The sequence below is a fragment of the Chitinophaga ginsengisegetis genome (assembly GCF_900168065.1).
GTDB lineage: Bacteria > Bacteroidota > Bacteroidia > Chitinophagales > Chitinophagaceae > Chitinophaga > Chitinophaga ginsengisegetis.
Map to the genome: position 1 here is coordinate 124,329 of NZ_FUZZ01000003.1, position 17,588 is coordinate 141,916.

Here is a 17,588-nt window from a genome sequence, read left to right on the forward strand (position 1 = left end):
ATCTACATCATGGCTATTATCAGACCCTTTAACGGATTAAGGCCTACAGAAGATCTGGCAGCAAAAGTAGCTGCAAGGCCGTACGACGTACTCAGCTCGGAAGAAGCCAAAGCAGCGGCATCCGGTAACCCCTACTCATATTATCATGTTTCAAAATCTGAAATAGATCTGCCCGAAGGAACAGATACCCACAGTAAGCCCGTATATGATAAAGCAGCGGAAAACCTGCACCGCATGGTTCAGGAAGGTACCCTTTTCCTGGAACCACAAGCGGCCTATTATATCTATAAACTGGTAATGAATGACCGCGCACAAACCGGACTGGTATGCGTTTCCGCCATATCAGACTATAACAACGGCATCATCAAAAAACACGAGTTTACCCGGCCCGATAAAGAACTGGATCGCATTAATCATATTAAAACCACCAAAGCGCAAACCGGCAACGTATTCCTCGCTTACAACGATGTACCGGAAGTAAACGCCCTGGTTGACCACTGGCAGGAACACAACAAACCAGTGTATGATTTCACCGCCGAAGATGGCATCCAACACACCATATGGGTGATCAATACTCCCGCTGCCATCCAGGACATCACTACCCTGTTCGCCGAAAAGGTGCCCTGCACCTATATCGCCGACGGCCATCACCGCGCCGCTTCCGCCAGCCTCGTACAGGCTGCATTTGAAAAAGAAGGGAAGATCACCTCAGTAGATAACCCCGTTAACTATTTCCTCACCACCATTTTCCCGGCCAGCCAGCTGGCCATCCTGGATTATAACCGCGTGGTGAAAGATCTTAACGGCCTGAGTAAGGAAGCACTCCTCTCCCGCCTGGACTACGATTTTACCGTGGAAGAAATCGGGCACCTGCCGCAACAGCCCTCCATGCTGCATGAATTCAGCATGTACCTCGATGGCAGGTGGTACCGCCTGGTTGCAAAAGAAGGTACCTACACCACCGATCCCATCGGCATCCTGGATGTAACCATCCTTTCCAATAACATACTGGACAAACTGCTGGGCATCAAAGACCAGCGCACCGATAAACGCATCGACTTCGTAGGCGGTATCCGCGGATTGAACGAACTGGTGAAACGCGTAGATAGCGGCGAAATGAAAGTAGCATTCGCCCTTTTCCCGGTAACCATTCAGCAATTGTTTGATATTGCCGACAGTGGAAATGTAATGCCGCCGAAAAGCACCTGGTTTGAGCCCAAGTTACGCGATGGACTGATTACGCATATTATTTAAATATACTATACGCTTCCCCGCTGATTTATCCGCCGGGGAAGCTTTTTATTTCATCACTCCCTTATACCCAACCCATGAAAACAACTGACAACACCCACTCTATCTTTGATGATGATCCCTTACTCGCAGAAAAGAAGAAGTTTTATCCCACACTGGGGCACGCATGGCTGATACCCGTTTATAGCCTGGTAGTGTTCATCACTTTTTATATTGCCGCCACGCTTGCCTACCCGGGCATTATAAACGACAAGTTGCTGAGCAGCCTGATCACAATACCCATCTATTGCAGCCTGTTACTGGTGATGCTGATTTACAGCTACAACAGGAAAAAGAAAATAGAACCTGATTATATACTCCCCTTCAGAACGCCTTCTGTGGCCGTATTGCTGACAGGTCCCTTCCTGATGTTTTCCCTCTATTTATTTACATTTGGCGTCCAGGAATGGATTCATCTGAGCGCATTCCAGGAATGGGACTCCGTTTTTTTACTGATCCGGGAAAAACCGGTATTCTATTGCTTTATTTATTTCCTCATTGATCCGTTTATCCAGGAAAGCCTGATGAGAGGAGTGATCCTGGATAGTTTCCTTAAAAACTATTCTCCGGTAAAAGCCCTTTTAAATGTAGCTGCTATCAGCTTTGCCTTCAGCCTGTCTCCTTACACATTGCTATATACCACCTCCTTTTCCCTGATGCTGTCGTGGATATATCTGAAAACAGACAACCTCGGTAATACCTTTTATATGCAGGTATTATGCGGTCTTATACCCGCCCTGCTGGTATTTATCCTGCAGGATCAATTTAATACATATGTACAACAGGCATTACGTTCGCCTGTTTGGGTGGGCGCGGCTGGTATTATTGCCATCCTCTGCATTATTGTTCTGCAAACAAGTCTCCCGTCAACAAATAAAGCAATAAAGTAATATAAGAAACATATCCCTTCTATCTCCCTTCTCATGGATTGATCTGTGGGACATTACCCCATTTTCCTTACTTTTACAGCAAACGACAGACAGGGATGAACATACGGTCTTCTTTATTGAAAGCACTTTTTGTTGCGGGAGTTTTATTTTCACAGGTTGCAGTTGCACAGGATGCCAAAGAGCTGTATAATACAGCCACAGGCTTTATTCGTGGAGGAGATTATTCCAATGCCATACTGGTACTGAACCAGGCGTTACAACTGGAACCAGATAATTTTGAATTAAAGAAACAACTTGGTTTTACTTATTACCTGAAAGGAGACCTTGTAAAAGCAAAAAGCATCATTGAGCCACTACTTGGCAGCAAAGAAGCAGACGTACAGGTATTCCAGATTGCAGGAAATATTTATGTGGGAAGGGAAGAGTGGAAAACGGCACAACGCATGTTTGAGCGCGCCATCAAAAAATTCCCGAATAGCGGTGAATTGTACAACGATAACGGCACACTGCTGATGAACTTCAAAATGTATGACGGCGCCCTCCGGAGCTGGATCAAAGGTATTGAGCAGGATCCCGGGTTTCCCGGCAACTATTACAATGCCACCAAAACATACGACTTCAGCAATAATCCGTTGTGGTGCATACTCTACGGCGAAACCTTCATGAATATGGAAAGTTTCACCACCCGCACGGCAGAAATCAGGAATATTGTATTGGAATCTTATAAAAAGTTATTCAATGACCCTTCGCTGTTTGAAAGTGCCATACCAGAGGATAAGAAGGGCAAAAAAGGCAGCAACGCATTTGTAGAAGCATATAAAGCCTGTATGGGCAAACAAATCAGTGTAGTAACGGGTGGTATAGATCCTGATGTGTTAATTATGGTACGTACCCGCTTTTTACTGGACTGGTACAACTTTTACGGTATGAAATATCCGTACGCCCTTTTCGACTATCAGCGCAGCCTGCTACGGGAAGGAATGTTTGAATCGTATAACCAATGGCTGTTTGGCCCGTCAGCCAACCAGGCCAGCTACAAAGCGTGGGTAGGATTACATAAAACCGACTATGATGCTTTCCTGAAATTTCAGCGCAGCAATCCATTAAAGCCGAAGCCTGATGAATATTACAACGATGGAAGGTTTACGCTGATCAATTCCGGGTATTAGTATTTAGATATTTTTTGATTTACCGGTTTAGTCAATTAGTTGCTGTAGCAACTGAATGACTAAATCCGTAAATTGTAAATCTCAAAATCTGAATATGCTCGTTAACAAACACCAAAACATTATCGACAATGCTGTAAAGGCGAACCACGAACGAACCTTCTATTCGCAATACCCGGAGCATCCCAAAGCTTACGGTGAAGAAGCCCATGCCAAAGGCGTACAGAGCTATCAGCAATTACTGGGGAAACCTTTCAAACAATTACTGCAAACCGGCGAAACCGGCTGGAGCGGAGAAGAAGTATCCCCTTACACCCGCGAAGTGCTGGGCGTTACCTACCCCGTTTTTGCTATAGGCGACCTGCTGAAGAAAGCCACAGAAGCGGGCAAAAGCTGGGCAAAAGTACCGGTAGCCGAAAGAGCCGGTATTCTCACCGAAACGCTGGAAAGGATAAAGGACTACTTTTTTGATATTGCCAACGCCACCATGCACACTACCGGCCAGAGCTTTATGATGAGCTTCCAGGCTTCCGGTCCGCATGCAAACGACCGCGCACTCGAAGCAGTAGCCACCGGCTATCACGAACTGCAGCGATACCCGCCCACATTGACCTGGGAAAAACCAATGGGTAAAACCAGTATCAAACTCTACAAAACTTTTAAACCAATACCCAAGGGGCCGGGTGTAGTAATTGGCTGTTCTACATTCCCGGTGTGGAACACACTTCCCGGCGTTTATGCCGACCTGATCACCGGCAATCCCGTGATTGTGAAACCGCACCCGAAAGCAGTGCTGCCTATAGCCATTGCCGTGAGCGCCATCCAGCAATCATTACAGGATAACGGCTATGATCCGAACCTTTGCCAGCTTGCGGCAGATAGCTCCGATCATCTTATTGCAAAAGAGCTGTGCGGACACCCCGACGTGAAACTGATTGATTATACCGGCGGCAGCGCCTTCGGCAACTATGTGGAATCACTCCCGGGCAAAACAGTATTTACAGAAAAAGCCGGCGTTAATTCAGTGATCCTCGACAGCGTAACCGACCTCGATGCCGTAATTCAGAACCTTGCCTTTTCTGTTAGCTTATATTCCGGGCAGATGTGTACTGCGCCGCAAAACTTTTTCATCCCCGAACAAGGCATCAAAACCGCCAATGGCCAGGTGCCTTTCAATGACGTGGTGCAAAAGTTCAAGGAGGCGGTAGTGGGCCTGGTAAACCATCCGAAGATGGGCGCAGGCACATTGGGCGCCATACAAAACGACAGTACCCTTACCCGCGCACAGGAAGCACGCCACCTCGGAGGAAAAGTGATCCTGGAAGGCACCCCGGTAGTGAATGAAGAATTCTCCAATGCAAGGGTATGCGCTCCTACTATTTTAGAAGTAACCAGCGCCGATACTGCCATCTATGAGAAAGAACTTTTCGGACCGGTGATCCTGATCATCAAAACCAGGGACACCGCACATAGTATACAACTGGCTAAACAGATGGCATCAAAATATGGTGCCATTACCTGCGGGGCTTATACCACAGATCCATCTGCCAAAGAAAAAATAGCAGAAGAAATGAACAGTGTTTTCACACCGGTATCTTTTAATCTTACCGGGTTTATCTGGGTAAACCAGCACGCTGCATTTTCTGATTTCCATGTTACGGGCGGTAATCCGGCAGGTAATGCCAGCTTTACCAACCAGGAATTTATTGTGAAAAGGTTCGTGTGGGTAGGCAACCGGGAGCTGGCGGAATAGAGCAATTTCCTGACAAGCGCCCTTTTAAACGGGCGCTTGTTTTAAAGCATACAAGTATTTATGAAGAGAATCTTATGTATAATACTCGTTGTTACCTGTGGCATCATGGCATGCGAGCAGGCGCCTAAAGCAGATAAGGCCCGGATCACCGATGCACAAACCGTGCAGGCCGGCACCGGCAATGCTTATCTTCCTGATACCGCCGTAAGCGTGGTACGATGGGTGGGTACAAAGCCTACCGGTAAACACTACGGCAGCCTGAAACTGGCCGGTGGCGCATTGTATCTAAAAGACAGCCTCATTACCGGCGGCCAGTTCATCATCAATATGAGTTCCCTCCAGGATATAGACCTGGCAGGCGATTCCGCTATGAAACGCAAGCTGGAAACTGAACTGAAGGGAGAAATGTTTTTTGATGTAAAAAAATATCCCACCGCTACATTTGAAATAACTGAAGTAACTGCCTTTCATCCCACTGATGGCGATGAACTCACCCTCAGGAATGCTACCCATATTATCAAAGGGAACCTGACCCTTAAATCCGTTACCAAAAACATTTCCTTCCCTGCCAGGGTAATATTCAAAGACAACAGCATAAGCGCAATAGCTAATTTTAACATCGATCGCACCGAATGGGGCATCAGCTACCGCGCAGATAAATCATTACAGGACAAACTCATCAATTCACAGGTAAATATCTCTTTCGATATAAAGGCCAGCCGTTAGGCCCTCTTTTTTCGTTTTTTCTGCGTGAAGCCAATAAAATATTTTAAATTTAGTACAATCACTAGTACCTAAAACTGACTTCCATGGAAACAAATCAAGAAAGAGATAACCGACTTTGGCGCATCGCAAAAGCCAGGGCAGGATTTAAGTCCCACCTGATCATCTATCTCGTGATTAACCTGGGACTATGGGCAGTATGGTTTCTGACAGACAGTGATAAAACAAGCGGCACTCCCTGGCCCGTATGGCCTGCACTGGGATGGGGCATCGCACTGGCTTTCCAGTATTTCAACGCATACCACAAAGATCCTTTCGGTGACGCGTTAGGGGAATATGAAAAGCTAAAAGAACAGGAACACACGCGTATCTGATATTTGAGCCAAAACAAAATTACAGCAGCATGGACCAACCGCAACGACTATTTGATGTGATTTCTTACCAATTAGCCAACTTTCCTAAAGAGGATATGCTGGCCGGAAAAGAAAACGGGCAATGGAAAAAGTATAGTACAAAAGAAGTAGCGGACCTTACCCTCAGATTCAGCTCCGGCCTGCTCAAACTGGGTATCAGACCGGGAATTAAAAAAAATGAGGAGAAAGATAAAATAGCCATCATTTCACCCAACAGACCGGAATGGATCATCACCGACCTGGCATGTCAGCAGCTGGGCGCCGTGCTCACACCCATTTACCCCACCATCAGCGAAACAGAACTCGCCTACGTACTGAATGACGCGGAAGCGCGCATTCTTTTTGTGAGCGACAAAGACCTGCTGGAAAAGGTAAATGCCATGAGGGATAAATTCCCCTCCATCCGTGAAATATTCACCTTCAATAAAGTAGAAGGCGCCCGCCACTGGACAGAAATCCCTGCGCTCGCCGACACTACCGATTTTGACCAGATCAATGAAATAAAGAAGAACATTTCCCCGGAAGAACTGGTAACCATCATCTATACTTCCGGTACCACCGGTACCCCAAAAGGCGTAATGCTCAGTCATCACAATGTGATAAGCAATGTACTGGCCTGTCAGCCTTACCTCCCCGTTAATAAAGAAGCAAAGGCTCTTAGCTTTCTGCCGCTGAATCATATATTTGAAAGAATGGTGACCTACCTGTATCTCCGCGCCGGCGTACCGGTTTATTACGCGGAGAGCATGGAAACCATTGGCGATAACCTGAAAGAAGTGAAGCCCACCATCTTTACTACCGTTCCCCGCCTGCTGGAAAAAGTGTACGAAAAGATCATGACTACCGGTCTTGAACTCAAAGGCATAAAAAGAGCCCTGTTCTTTTGGGCTGTAGACATCGGCAAACGGTATGAAATCAATAAAGACCAGGGCGCCTGGTATAACCTCCAGCTCAAACTGGCCAATAAGCTGGTGTTCAGCAAATGGCGTGCAGCCCTCGGTGGCAACATCCAGTGTATTGTAAACGGCGCCGCCGCCTGCCAGGTACGTTTACTGAAGATATTCACCGCCGGCGGCATTCCCATCCTGGAAGGGTATGGCCTTACGGAAACGTCTCCGGTGATCAGTGTAAACCGCTTCAATGAGGAAGACCGCATGTTTGGCACCGTAGGACCTGTTATCAACGGAGTAGAAGTAAAACTCGCGGAAGATGGTGAAATCCTTTGTAAAGGCCCCAATGTAACTATTGGCTACTATAAACGCCCCGATCTCACTGCCGATGCCATCAAAGATGGCTGGTTCCATACCGGGGATATCGGCGTAATGATCGATAACAAATTCCTGAAAATAACCGACCGGAAAAAGGAACTCTTTAAAACCTCCGGCGGCAAATTCGTGGCGCCGCAACCCATCGAAAACAAGTTTAAGGAGTCGCCTTACATTGAACAGATCATGATTGTGGGAGAAGACCGCAAATTCACGGCTGCGCTGATTGTTCCCTCCTTCAGTAACCTCCGCAACTGGGCACAGAAACGCGGCATTACCGCCACCTCCAACGAAGAATTGGTGAAAAACCCGGATGTACAGGACCTCTACAAACAGGCAGTAGACAAATACAACCAGTTTTTCAGCCATATTGAGCAGGTGAAAAAATACATCCTCCTCCCACATGAATGGACGGTAGACAATGGTGAACTCACCCCTACCCTCAAGGCAAAACGGAAGGTAATCCTGGAGAAATTCAAGAAGGAAATCGACAGTATTTACGCCCCCGCCGGTGGAAAAGTAGATATAGAAAGTCTTTAAATATTAAATTAAAACCCTTACTTTTGCCACCCGATCCCAGAATTGGGGTTAAAAAGTGCTGGCCTCATAGTTCAATGGATAGAATAGAAGTTTCCTAAACTTTAGATACAGGTTCGATCCCTGTTGAGGCTACAACTACAAAAAAGGAAAAGTGATTAATCACTTTTCCTTTTTTATTTTGAGGCAATCCGTTACCAAGTAAGCTTATTTCACTGAGAAGGCATTAGCCATACCACCATCCGCTAAGATATCGGCGCCTACAATGAATGTTGAATCGTCGGAGGCTAAAAATACAGCCGTTTTCCCGATCTCAGCCGGCGTCCCTTGCCTGCCAAGCGGCGTAAGATTTATCCAGACTTGCTTCACCTGGTCCACGAACTCCTGTGGTACCATCTTTCCAAAAACCGGCGTATCAATTGAGCCAGGTGAAATGGAATTCACCCTTATTCTCCTCGACAATAAATCGAGCGATAAGCCTCTGGCCAATGAAATAACAGCTGCTTTTGCGGCGGCATAGATTGTTGCTCCGGGTGCAGCCCGGTGTGCGGCGTTCGACGCGATCAGTATAATGGAAGCGCCGTCATTTAAATAAGGAAGCGATTTTTTCACGGTGAAATAGGCGCTTTTTAAATTCAGCTCCATGTAGCGGTCGTAACCTTCTTCCGTTACATCGGTTATGGTCATCAGGGGAATCCCGTCCACAACGCCACCTGCATTCACTACCAATGCGTCTATCTTCCCAAACTTATCAGCTGTAGTCCTATACAGGTTCTCCAGGTCATCAAGATTGGTTACATCTCCTTTTACACCTATAAAATTACCTCCCAGGGTTTCAACAGCCTTGTTTAACGTAGTTTCATTCCTTCCGGCGATTGCACCAACTGCGCCTTCGTTTTTAAATGCTTCCGCAATGCCAAACCCTATACCGCTATTGCCGCCTGTAATCACGGCAACCTTGTTTTTCAGTCTACTCATTATTTCCATTTTTAAATGATTGAGCGACAAAGCTAGACTATCAAAGTTATTTTTAGTAACTTTGTACCGAAAAGTAACAGTAACACAGGTGTAACAAAGTAACATTATGGGGTGTAAAATAGAAGAGTTTCAACAGGAACAAAAGAAAAGGATAAAAGCCGTTCAGGATTCAATGGACGTGCTTAATGGGAAGTGGAAGATTGCTATTATCTCATCTATTTGCTGTTACGGCCAAAGGCGGTTTTCAGACATTTTGAATGATATTACCGGAATTTCCAACAGAATGTTGAGTAAAGAATTAAAGGAATTAGAAATAAACCAGTTGGTAAAACGAACCATTTTGGATACACAACCCATAACGGTTCAATATGAACTTACAGAACATGGCAATACACTACAAACGATAATCACTAATCTTACAGATTGGGGAATTGTACACCGAAAGAAAATTGTTGGGAAGTAGTAACAGTCCACTCGCCGCCACCACTATCTTATTTAAGTCCCCCCACATATGCTATCTTCCAAAATGCAGCACCAGGAATTTGAACCTCCTGAAGAATTACGGGATACCATTAAGTGCTTTTGGCACAACAAAATAGACTTCGGAGAACTACCACCGGATTTTGAGGTAGTACCTGATGGCTATGCTGAAATTATTTTTTATTTCGGGAACCTGTTTAGCAGTTCTTACAAGGAAGGCCAGGAGCCATTGCCCTCACCGTTTATGATGGGGCTGCTCAATCAGCCTGTTCATTTTTTTTCGAAAAACCGTTTAGAGATTATTGCTGTCAGGTGTTTTCCCTGGACGGTGTTTGACTTGCTCGGACTGCCATCCGGGAAAGGCGGCATGCGCACATTTGATCATCCTATTGCCCAGCTTCAATCCACGCTGAATAAGTATGTTGAAGCCGGTAAAATAGAGGAAGCGCTGACCCGGTTAAAACAGTACTTCCTGCAAGCACGGTCGCAGGTTGCTACTGGCAGCATGCTATTCAAAGCGGGAGCTGCTATGACGGCTGCAAACGGCACTATGCCGGTAAGCCAGGTAGCGGCAGCGGCGCATGCAACGGTTCGTACACTGGAAAGGAATTTCAAGCAATCCTCCGGTTATACTGTTAAAGACGTATCTGGCCTGATGCGCTTTGAGCAGGTACGCAACCGGTTATGGCATTATCCGGATTCCAATATCGCCGGCCTGGCTCATGAGCTGGGCTATACAGATCAATCCCACCTAAGCAGGGAATTCAAACGCTACAGCGGCACTACACCAGCGGCATTCGCGCGGAAAGCAAAGAAAGGGAAGCAGGCTGTAAGCAACGATTTTGTCGCGTTTGTACAAGCCTAGTGCAAAAGCATTTCAGAATTTTGTGCTTCAATCATACTAAATGAAAGCAACATCTGAAAGCAATACATCTGCACAAAATCATACTATTTACGATGTAATCATTTCCGGGGCCGGCCCGGTAGGCCTTTTCCTCGCCTGTGAACTGGCCTTAGCCCAATGTTCAGTTTTGATACTGGAAAAAGAAGAAGATCCACACTCGCCATTGAAGCAACTTCCATTCGGGATACGGGGACTTTCAGCGCCTACTATTGAAGCGCTTTACCGCCGTGGATTGCTCGATGAACTGGAGATACATAAGCGTCTTAAAAATCCCCACTCAAATGCTGTACAGGGGCCACGCCGACAGGGAGGGCACTTCGCCGGCATTCCGTTTCTTGACGGCAATATTGATGTCTCACAATGGAAATATCGCCTGCCAGGTTCCACTGATACCAATCTGATTTCTGAAATAGCCGAGCTTGAAACGGTGCTGGCCCGCCGCGCAGCATCCCTGGGAGTAAGCATCAAACGCGGGCTTGCCATTACCGGCTTTCATCAAACCGCCGAAGAAGTAACAGTGCTGGCCGGCGACCAATCTTTTCAAAGTAAATGGCTCGTAGGCTGCGATGGCAGTCGTAGTGCTGTTCGCAAGGCCGGCGGTTTTGAATTCGCCGGTACGGAGCCGGAATTTACCGGCTACTCCACGCAGGTGGACATTGCCGACCCGGAAAAGCTCAACCCGGGCCGGAATGTAACACCAAGAGGCATGTACATGCAATCGCAACCGGGTTACTTATTAATGCAGGATTTTGATGGCGGGGCATTTCATCATTCAAAGAAGCCAATCACGCTGGAACATGTGCAGGAGGTGCTACGCCGCATCTCAAACACCAACGTGACCATCAGCGCCCTTCATATTGCAACCACCTGGACTGACCGGGCACGGCAGGCCACCACGTACCGCAACGGACGGGTACTTTTAGCCGGCGACGCCGCGCACATTCACTCGCCATTAGGTGGCCAGGGACTCAACCTGGGGCTGGGCGATGCCATGAACCTGGGCTGGAAGCTGGCCGCAACCATTCAACACAAAGCGCCGGAAGGCTTGTTAGACAGTTATTATACCGAACGGCACCCAATTGGTGTCCAGGTGCTGGATTGGTCACGCGCACAGGTGGCCATCATGAAACCAGACCCCGGCGCGCATGCGCTGCATGCAATTATCCGCGACCTCATCAATACGCGCGATGGCGCTACCTATATCGCAGGACGAGTATGGGGCATTGCCACGCATTACAACCTGGATGAGCACCACCCTCTTGCAGGCCACAGCCTTCCCAACTTTGAACTGGAAGACGGAACAAGGATTGGTGAACTCATGCACGATGGCCAGGGGATGCTGCTTGACTTCGCTGTGAATCCCTCACTTGAAGCTCTGGCAAGTGAATATGGCGACCAAATCAGGTATGTTGCTGGCCGGGCGAAGGAACAATTGGGCCTGAGCGCTGTACTGGTACGCCCGGATGGGGTTATCGCATGGGCCTCTGATAACGGGCAGGATTACAACGAACTTCAAAAGGCCGCCGGTCGCTGGTTTTGTTTGTAATTCAGGAGGCAGGCATTAGAAAAAGCTGAATAATGGGACTATTACTTCCCGGATACATCTCCGATACTTAGGACCTGCGTATGTCATGGATCATCTATGCACTATCCATACAGTCACCATACTGTTCCCATACTGTCCGCATGGACTCCTCATGCACTCCTCATGCACTATTGATGCACTATCCATGCACTATCTATGCACTACCAATACTGCTGCGCCTGCTATCTTCCTCACCAAACCAACCCCGCACCTGCTTTGTTATTAAGTTATGCCACGCCGCCATAATCCTGACCAGTTGACCTTATTTCCGCTGGATACCATTCCTACCACAATGGTATCCTATGCTGTTGTTATTTCACCACCCCGTAACATAGTGGATCATGTCAAAATCATGGAGAACAAGGTGTATGATTTCATCCCGGAGGCAAAACACGAACAATATCTGAAAGCCCATATCTCCCTCCTAAAATTCACATCAGAAGAGGATGATACCCGGATCATTCACCTGGTTAAAAGTGCAGTAGCTGTTTTGCCGTCTTTTGAAGTGCAGTTGAATGGCTACGACATTTTCCGGCACGGCTATACTTCCGATTCACTGGTATTACAGATCAGTAACCCTCAACCGATAATTGAGCTTCATAAATCACTGTTTAAAGCGCTTAAACGGAAAACGCCCAGGATAACACCACACATGACCATTGTAAAAGAAGTACCACACCATAAGCTTCGCAAAATTGATCTCTCCCCATTCAATTATTATGATTCCTTCCTATGCACGCAAATTACTATTCTAAAGAAAATACCTGGCGCTAGACAGTATGATAAACTCTTTGAAGTATTATTATCCGCTCAATAACTCGCCTGCCCGATATCCAGCCGGTTAATCTTACCGTTTTTATCGATATGAAACTTAAAATAGGTTTTAAAATCGCCCCATTGATCGCTGTGAAACCGGCCATATACGTCCAGTCCGTTGTTCTCTACTTTATCAATACTGGTAAAACGTTCGTGACCAACGGCCTTCTGCCAGAAAGATTTGAAATCCATTTTATTTCCATCATCAAACATTTCTGCCTTATCGGTAAATAAAGCAAACCATGCTTTGCTGTCGTTTGTTTGCAGGGCATTGATGGCCTGCTTCACGGTTGCGTGAGTGAGTTTATCTGTGTTCATGGTACGATTGTTTTGCTGTGCAAAGAGTATCACCGGCAGGAAGCCGATAATTGCCAATAACAATACTTTCATTTTGCGAGCGGATGTTGCAGATAAATGATAACAAGATTCAGGAGAAAGAAAGGCACTTCAATAGCAGCACCTTTCAGATCACGCCCATACAAAGAAAAACAGATGATCATCAGGATAGATGCTGCCATCAGGAAGTTACCCAACAAAAACGTTCTGGGAAACAGGATCATTAAAGCACTCAACACTGTTACCACTCCATTGATGATGATAGCTGTTTTACTAAAGTGCCACCGGCTGAACATGGTGATCATTTCCGGCTTCTGGCCAATCATAGCAAGTCCTTGTTTCAGGCCCATGAATACAGTAAAAATTATCAGAACGGCATTGAGTACTTTAATTATCATAGTGGTAGATTTTTTAGTTAGTGGCGCCTCCGTTCACCAGCAGGTGCTGACCGGAAACGAAAGAAGATAAATCGCTGGCGAAAAACTCTGCCAGGTTAGCTACATCTTCCACTTCTGCGAGTCTTCCCATCGGGCAGCTATCCAGTAATTGTTTTCTCAGTTCAGGATAAGCTGCCGGGTCCACAAAAATACCGGAGTGATCTACTGCAAAAGGGATAATCGAATTTACGGTAATTCCTTTATGTCCTATTTCTTTTGATAAAATATCTACCAGGTATCTTGGAGTGGTTTTGCTGCCACCATAAACAGCCATACCGGGAACCGGGAAAGAAGTGGTACTGGAAGCGATATAAATAATGCGGCCGTTGTTCTCTACATGTTTTGCGGCCTGCTGCATGGTAAAGTAAGTTCCTTTTGTGTTGATAGAAAATACGCGGTCAAACTGTTCTTCTGTAAAATCTGTTACCGGTACTTCCACCATTTCAATACCTGCGTTGGCCACTACTATATCTATCTTGCCAAATGCCTCTTTTGCCGCTGCAAATAATTTCTCCAGGTCGGCTACTTTACTTACATCTGCCTGTACGGCTATTACACGGGCGCCCATAGCAGTAATGTTACTCACTACTTCATCGGCAGACGACTTATCTTTTGAATAGTTAACCACTATATCCGCGCCCAGGGCAGCATAGCGTTCTGCAATGGCTTTACCTAATCCCCTGGCTGATCCTGTGATCAGCGCTACTTTATTTTTTAAGCTGTTCATAATACTTGTATTTAATACTTTTTTGAGAGATGTATTGAAAGAAGGATGCCTGATCATCAGGCCATGCCACCATTTACACCGATGTTCTGTGCGCTGATCCATTTAGCGTCGTCACCAGCGAGGAATACCACTACCTGTGCAATGTCATTGGGTTCGCCAATGCGGTTGAAGGCAGAAAGGGAAGCCAGGCGGGCAATCACTTCTTCTGATTTACCATTGGTAAATAATTCTGTGTTAGTGGGGCCGGGAGAAACGGAGTTTACATTGATACCCCGGGCGCCTACTTCTTTGGAGAATACGCGGGTGAGTTGTTCCACTGCTGCTTTAGTGGCTACATAAGTTCCATATCCAGGCAGCATAATACGGTTTACAGAAGTGGAGAAGTTAATGATACTGCCTTTGTCGGCCAGGCGGGTAGCGGCTTCTCTCATGGTATTGAAAGTTCCTTTTACATTAATATCAAACTGACGGGTGAATTCTTCATCGGTAGTATCCTTAATCAGTTTGGTGATCATGATGCCGGCGTTGTTCACCAGTACATCAATACGGCCATAATGCGCGATAGCTGCGTCGAACAGGGCTTTCACTTCTTCGCTCTTGCTTACATCCGCCTGCAGGGCGATGGCGTCGCCGCCTTGTTGTTTAATGTCTTCCACTACCTGTTGCGCGGCATCTTTACCACCGGCGTAATTAACAATTACTTTCGCGCCAGCAACCGCCAGCTGACGGGCAATAGTAGCGCCAATACCTCTTGAAGAACCGGTAACCAGGATGATCTTATCTTTTAAAGTGCTCATGTTTTTGTGTTTTTATTTTGATAACACAAAGATGAATCAACGGCCGCCCTGAAAAGTATAAGAATTACACTAATAGTTACAAATATCTAAGATGTATGTTGCTTTCTGTATAAAACGGGGGAAATACCGGTTTGCTTCTTAAAGTAATTACTGAAATGCGTAGCCTCTGTGAAGCCCAGCTGACCAGCTATTTGTTTGATAGACGCCGGGGAATGCTGTAACAATGTACGGGCTTCGGTAATAGTTTTCTCCGAAATCCAGGTACCTATGGGTTTTCCTGTTTTACTTTTAATCACATTGCTGAGGTAATTGGGATGCAGGTGTTGTGCAGCTGCATAATCCTGTACCCTGAATACTTTATCCGCCTTTCCGTTTACCAGGTCGCGGTAGTGCTGCTCCAGGGTTCTTTTAAACTGTTTTACAATCTGCGAGCTGCGGTTACCTTCATAGATAGGATTATAGTCTTCCCAGAAGTATTCTTTGATCTTCAGCAGCAGCACCACAAACAGGTTACCTATCATCCGCGTTCTGTAGGTAGAAGAGGAAAAATATTCCTTTTCTATCTGCAGATATAATTGTTCAAACTCCGCAAACACTTCCGGCTGCAACGTTCTGGGCGGAACGGTTTCCGCAAGTAGAAAAGGGAATTCCTCAAAGATCTTCGGATGTACATTTTCTTTGAGAAAAGATTCGCTGAGTGTAACCAGGTGTACATCGCGGATCTCCTTCCATTCGAAAGACTTAAAATGCCCCGGGTTAGTGAAATAAATAGTTCCGGGAGAAGTGTTAAAAGTTTGCTCATCGGTGGTATACTTGCCTATCGCATCTTTCACAAAAACAAAAGAAAAGAAATTAGTACGGTATACAATGGAGGTATAAGGCAGCTCGAGATGAATGTCCTTCAGGTTATGAATGGTAAAGGCGGTCTTCGCGTCGATGCTGTCTACCGGCAAACCCTGGTAGAGATACTGTTCCAGCAGGTTGTTAAATATGATCCGTTCTTCCTGGCGTGCTTTCTTTTCTGACATCCGGTGTTGCTTTATGTGAAATTAAATAAAAAAGACAGGCGGGTAATGCCTGTCCTTTCTATTTAATTTCACACCCCACTACTCCCTGATTGTATTCTTATCCGCCAGTGCCATCTTCGCAATATCATCTTTCCTTTTAAACGCCACGCCGGCATGCTTCTTCATATAGGCAAACAACTCGCTGGTGGCCTTTACCAGTTGCGGGGTACCTCCTATTCTATCGTGGAAACTAATAGACATCATGCGTTTGCGGCGGGCAGATTCTTCGTACAACTGGTCAAATTCCATTTTTATCTGTTGCAGGAACTGATCGGTAGAAAACCACTGGCCTGCTACCAGCTGGATATCATTACAGCGTAAAGTGTAGGGCACTACTACAAAGTCGCCGCCATTCACTTTAGTGATAAAAGGCTCATCACGGCTCAGGTCATCGATATGATACAGGAAGCCCAGTTCCTGCAGGATGTTGAGCGTATTATCGCCGCGGCGCAGCCAGTTGGCGTTGTAGCCTACCGGTGTTACGCCGGTGGCCTTTCTTACTGCTTCCACGCCATCCCTGATAAATTGTTTTTCTTCTTCATAGGGCAGCATGTATTGCGACGACCAGTCGCGGCCATGTGCGGCGGCTTCATGTCCGCGCTGTACAATCTCTTTCGCCAGGGCCGGGTGTTTTTCCACCGCGCTGCCTACCATATGGGAGGTTACTTTAATACCGTGTTTGTCCCAGTTATCCAGCATGCGGGGGATACCTTCCTTGAAGCCGTACTCGTACCAGGTGGTGGCGGGAAGGTCTTTATAGCCGTTGAGCATGTTCTGCGGGAAGGGACTTTCGGGCCTGTCGGGCTGACCACCGGCTTCAAACTGCATGGACACCGATACCACCAGGCGGGAGCCATCGGCCCATCCGGGGCCGGACTTAGCTGCCGGCGTGGCATTTGTTTGCGACAGTACAGTTCCCGGCAGTACCATGCCTGCCAGTCCTGCGAGCCCGGCTGTTTTCAGGAATTCTTTTCTAGTAGCCATTATTTTTTATAAGATGATCAACAGCGATGGTGTTGTATTGGATAAAGGCCAGCAGTACCGCGAAGAAGGCCGCGTGGATCAGCTGGGAGGGCAATGCTTCCCAGTTTTCTATCATAGCGGTGCCAAATATCAGGATGATCATTACTGCGCCGCCGCCAATAAGGGAAGCACGGGTAAATAAGCCCAGCAGGAGCAGTAGCCCGATTACAAATTCGGCAATGGGTAAAGCATAGCTGAAAGGTACCACCAGCAGGTCGGGCAGCATGGACTTTTCAAAGCTTTTTACCATCCAGGCGCTGAAGCCATTCAGCTTAGGGAGTCTTACCAGGCCGTGGCCAAACATACTGGCAGCTACCGCCAGCCGGAGCAATAGAAATACGATAGGGTTGTTTTCCATTTGTTTGATTTTTTGTGACACAAAGATCAGGCAGATCCCGGGA

19 protein-coding genes and 1 tRNA gene are annotated in these 17,588 nt (G+C 46.7%); 12 read left to right on the top strand and 8 right to left on the bottom strand.

Annotated features, from left to right (window positions below; translation table 11 throughout):
* Positions 1-9 precede the first annotated feature (9 nt).
* The 8 genes from B5Z18_RS19045 to B5Z18_RS19080 all read left to right on the top strand — a co-directional run bounded on the left by B5Z18_RS19045 (position 10) and on the right by B5Z18_RS19080 (position 8,172).
* On the top strand, positions 10-1,254 hold the full coding sequence (locus B5Z18_RS19045; RefSeq protein WP_079471089.1) for a DUF1015 domain-containing protein: 1,245 nt from the start codon (positions 10-12) through the stop codon (positions 1,252-1,254).
* A gap of 74 nt (positions 1,255-1,328) precedes the next feature.
* Positions 1,329-2,180, top strand: a complete 852-nt coding sequence (locus B5Z18_RS19050) for a CPBP family glutamic-type intramembrane protease (RefSeq protein WP_079471090.1) — start codon at positions 1,329-1,331, stop codon at positions 2,178-2,180.
* Between the two features lie 95 nt (positions 2,181-2,275).
* Positions 2,276-3,349, top strand: a complete 1,074-nt coding sequence (locus tag B5Z18_RS19055) for a tetratricopeptide repeat protein (protein ID WP_079471091.1) — start codon at positions 2,276-2,278, stop codon at positions 3,347-3,349.
* Between the two features lie 94 nt (positions 3,350-3,443).
* Entirely contained in the window at positions 3,444-5,099 is a 1,656-nt protein-coding gene (gene paaN / locus B5Z18_RS19060) for a phenylacetic acid degradation protein PaaN (protein WP_079471092.1), read from the top strand.
* A 60-nt stretch (positions 5,100-5,159) separates the two neighbouring features.
* Positions 5,160-5,825 (top strand): YceI family protein, encoded by a 666-nt coding sequence (locus tag B5Z18_RS19065; RefSeq protein WP_079471093.1) that lies wholly within the window; start codon positions 5,160-5,162, stop codon positions 5,823-5,825.
* An 83-nt stretch (positions 5,826-5,908) separates the two neighbouring features.
* A complete protein-coding gene (locus B5Z18_RS19070) occupies positions 5,909-6,196 on the top strand; it encodes a 2TM domain-containing protein (RefSeq protein ID WP_079471094.1) in 288 nt (95 codons plus the stop codon).
* 29 nt (positions 6,197-6,225) lie between these two features.
* Positions 6,226-8,040 (top strand): AMP-dependent synthetase/ligase, encoded by a 1,815-nt coding sequence (locus B5Z18_RS19075; RefSeq protein WP_079471095.1) that lies wholly within the window; start codon positions 6,226-6,228, stop codon positions 8,038-8,040.
* Between the two features lie 60 nt (positions 8,041-8,100).
* Positions 8,101-8,172: transfer RNA gene (locus B5Z18_RS19080), tRNA-Arg, on the top strand.
* A gap of 72 nt (positions 8,173-8,244) precedes the next feature.
* Here the strand turns inward: B5Z18_RS19080 and B5Z18_RS19085 are convergent.
* Positions 8,245-9,015 (bottom strand): SDR family oxidoreductase, encoded by a 771-nt coding sequence (locus tag B5Z18_RS19085; RefSeq protein WP_079471096.1) that lies wholly within the window; start codon positions 9,013-9,015, stop codon positions 8,245-8,247.
* Positions 9,016-9,187: 172 nt separating this feature from the next.
* On the opposite strand from B5Z18_RS19085, the gene B5Z18_RS19090 reads away from it, so the two are divergent.
* From B5Z18_RS19090 to B5Z18_RS19105, 4 genes are all read left to right on the top strand, one after another.
* Positions 9,188-9,478, top strand: a complete 291-nt coding sequence (locus B5Z18_RS19090; RefSeq protein ID WP_235015990.1) for a winged helix-turn-helix transcriptional regulator — start codon at positions 9,188-9,190, stop codon at positions 9,476-9,478.
* Positions 9,479-9,526: 48 nt separating this feature from the next.
* Positions 9,527-10,360: a helix-turn-helix domain-containing protein gene (locus B5Z18_RS19095; protein ID WP_235015965.1), complete on the top strand. Its 834-nt coding sequence runs from the start codon at positions 9,527-9,529 to the stop codon at positions 10,358-10,360.
* A 40-nt stretch (positions 10,361-10,400) separates the two neighbouring features.
* A complete protein-coding gene (locus tag B5Z18_RS19100; RefSeq protein WP_079471098.1) occupies positions 10,401-11,945 on the top strand; it encodes an FAD-dependent monooxygenase in 1,545 nt (514 codons plus the stop codon).
* A gap of 295 nt (positions 11,946-12,240) precedes the next feature.
* Entirely contained in the window at positions 12,241-12,801 is a 561-nt protein-coding gene (locus B5Z18_RS19105) for a 2'-5' RNA ligase family protein (protein WP_159454360.1), read from the top strand.
* Here B5Z18_RS19105 and B5Z18_RS19110 read toward each other — a convergent pair.
* The 7 genes from B5Z18_RS19110 to B5Z18_RS19140 all read right to left on the bottom strand — a co-directional run bounded on the left by B5Z18_RS19110 (position 12,795) and on the right by B5Z18_RS19140 (position 17,545).
* Positions 12,795-13,190 carry a hypothetical protein gene (locus tag B5Z18_RS19110; protein ID WP_079471100.1) on the bottom strand — a complete coding sequence of 132 codons (396 nt, stop codon included), beginning with the start codon at positions 13,188-13,190 and terminating at the stop codon, positions 12,795-12,797. The genes B5Z18_RS19105 and B5Z18_RS19110 overlap by 7 nt on opposite strands.
* Entirely contained in the window at positions 13,187-13,534 is a 348-nt protein-coding gene (locus B5Z18_RS19115; RefSeq protein ID WP_079471101.1) for a hypothetical protein, read from the bottom strand. The genes B5Z18_RS19110 and B5Z18_RS19115 overlap by 4 nt, the downstream gene beginning before the upstream one ends.
* Positions 13,535-13,547: 13 nt before the next feature.
* On the bottom strand, positions 13,548-14,300 hold the full coding sequence (locus B5Z18_RS19120) for an SDR family oxidoreductase (RefSeq protein ID WP_079471755.1): 753 nt from the start codon (positions 14,298-14,300) through the stop codon (positions 13,548-13,550).
* Between the two features lie 56 nt (positions 14,301-14,356).
* Positions 14,357-15,097, bottom strand: coding sequence for an SDR family oxidoreductase (locus B5Z18_RS19125; protein WP_079471102.1), 741 nt, complete (start codon positions 15,095-15,097; stop codon positions 14,357-14,359).
* Positions 15,098-15,183: 86 nt separating this feature from the next.
* Positions 15,184-16,125, bottom strand: a complete 942-nt coding sequence (locus B5Z18_RS19130) for a helix-turn-helix domain-containing protein (protein ID WP_079471103.1) — start codon at positions 16,123-16,125, stop codon at positions 15,184-15,186.
* A gap of 78 nt (positions 16,126-16,203) precedes the next feature.
* Positions 16,204-17,148 (bottom strand): polysaccharide deacetylase family protein, encoded by a 945-nt coding sequence (locus tag B5Z18_RS19135; RefSeq protein WP_079471104.1) that lies wholly within the window; start codon positions 17,146-17,148, stop codon positions 16,204-16,206.
* Positions 17,138-17,545 (bottom strand): DoxX family membrane protein, encoded by a 408-nt coding sequence (locus tag B5Z18_RS19140; protein ID WP_079471756.1) that lies wholly within the window; start codon positions 17,543-17,545, stop codon positions 17,138-17,140. The genes B5Z18_RS19135 and B5Z18_RS19140 overlap by 11 nt, the downstream gene beginning before the upstream one ends.
* Between the last annotated feature and the right edge of the window lie 43 nt (positions 17,546-17,588).

Bases quoted from the DNA above. Each gene is read 5' to 3' on its own strand.
- B5Z18_RS19045 (WP_079471089.1), top strand. From the start codon at position 10: ATGGCTATTATCAGACCCTTTAACGGATTAAGGCCTACAGAAGATCTG.
- B5Z18_RS19050 (WP_079471090.1), top strand. From the start codon at position 1,329: ATGAAAACAACTGACAACACCCACTCTATCTTTGATGATGATCCCTTA.
- B5Z18_RS19055 (WP_079471091.1), top strand. From the start codon at position 2,276: ATGAACATACGGTCTTCTTTATTGAAAGCACTTTTTGTTGCGGGAGTT.
- paaN (WP_079471092.1), top strand. From the start codon at position 3,444: ATGCTCGTTAACAAACACCAAAACATTATCGACAATGCTGTAAAGGCG.
- B5Z18_RS19065 (WP_079471093.1), top strand. From the start codon at position 5,160: ATGAAGAGAATCTTATGTATAATACTCGTTGTTACCTGTGGCATCATG.
- B5Z18_RS19070 (WP_079471094.1), top strand. From the start codon at position 5,909: ATGGAAACAAATCAAGAAAGAGATAACCGACTTTGGCGCATCGCAAAA.
- B5Z18_RS19075 (WP_079471095.1), top strand. From the start codon at position 6,226: ATGGACCAACCGCAACGACTATTTGATGTGATTTCTTACCAATTAGCC.
- B5Z18_RS19085 (WP_079471096.1), bottom strand. From the start codon at position 9,015: ATGAGTAGACTGAAAAACAAGGTTGCCGTGATTACAGGCGGCAATAGC.
- B5Z18_RS19090 (WP_235015990.1), top strand. From the start codon at position 9,188: ATGGACGTGCTTAATGGGAAGTGGAAGATTGCTATTATCTCATCTATT.
- B5Z18_RS19095 (WP_235015965.1), top strand. From the start codon at position 9,527: ATGCTATCTTCCAAAATGCAGCACCAGGAATTTGAACCTCCTGAAGAA.
- B5Z18_RS19100 (WP_079471098.1), top strand. From the start codon at position 10,401: ATGAAAGCAACATCTGAAAGCAATACATCTGCACAAAATCATACTATT.
- B5Z18_RS19110 (WP_079471100.1), bottom strand. From the start codon at position 13,190: ATGAAAGTATTGTTATTGGCAATTATCGGCTTCCTGCCGGTGATACTC.
- B5Z18_RS19115 (WP_079471101.1), bottom strand. From the start codon at position 13,534: ATGATAATTAAAGTACTCAATGCCGTTCTGATAATTTTTACTGTATTC.
- B5Z18_RS19120 (WP_079471755.1), bottom strand. From the start codon at position 14,300: ATGAACAGCTTAAAAAATAAAGTAGCGCTGATCACAGGATCAGCCAGG.
- B5Z18_RS19125 (WP_079471102.1), bottom strand. From the start codon at position 15,097: ATGAGCACTTTAAAAGATAAGATCATCCTGGTTACCGGTTCTTCAAGA.
- B5Z18_RS19130 (WP_079471103.1), bottom strand. From the start codon at position 16,125: ATGTCAGAAAAGAAAGCACGCCAGGAAGAACGGATCATATTTAACAAC.
- B5Z18_RS19135 (WP_079471104.1), bottom strand. From the start codon at position 17,148: ATGGCTACTAGAAAAGAATTCCTGAAAACAGCCGGGCTCGCAGGACTG.
- B5Z18_RS19140 (WP_079471756.1), bottom strand. From the start codon at position 17,545: ATGGAAAACAACCCTATCGTATTTCTATTGCTCCGGCTGGCGGTAGCT.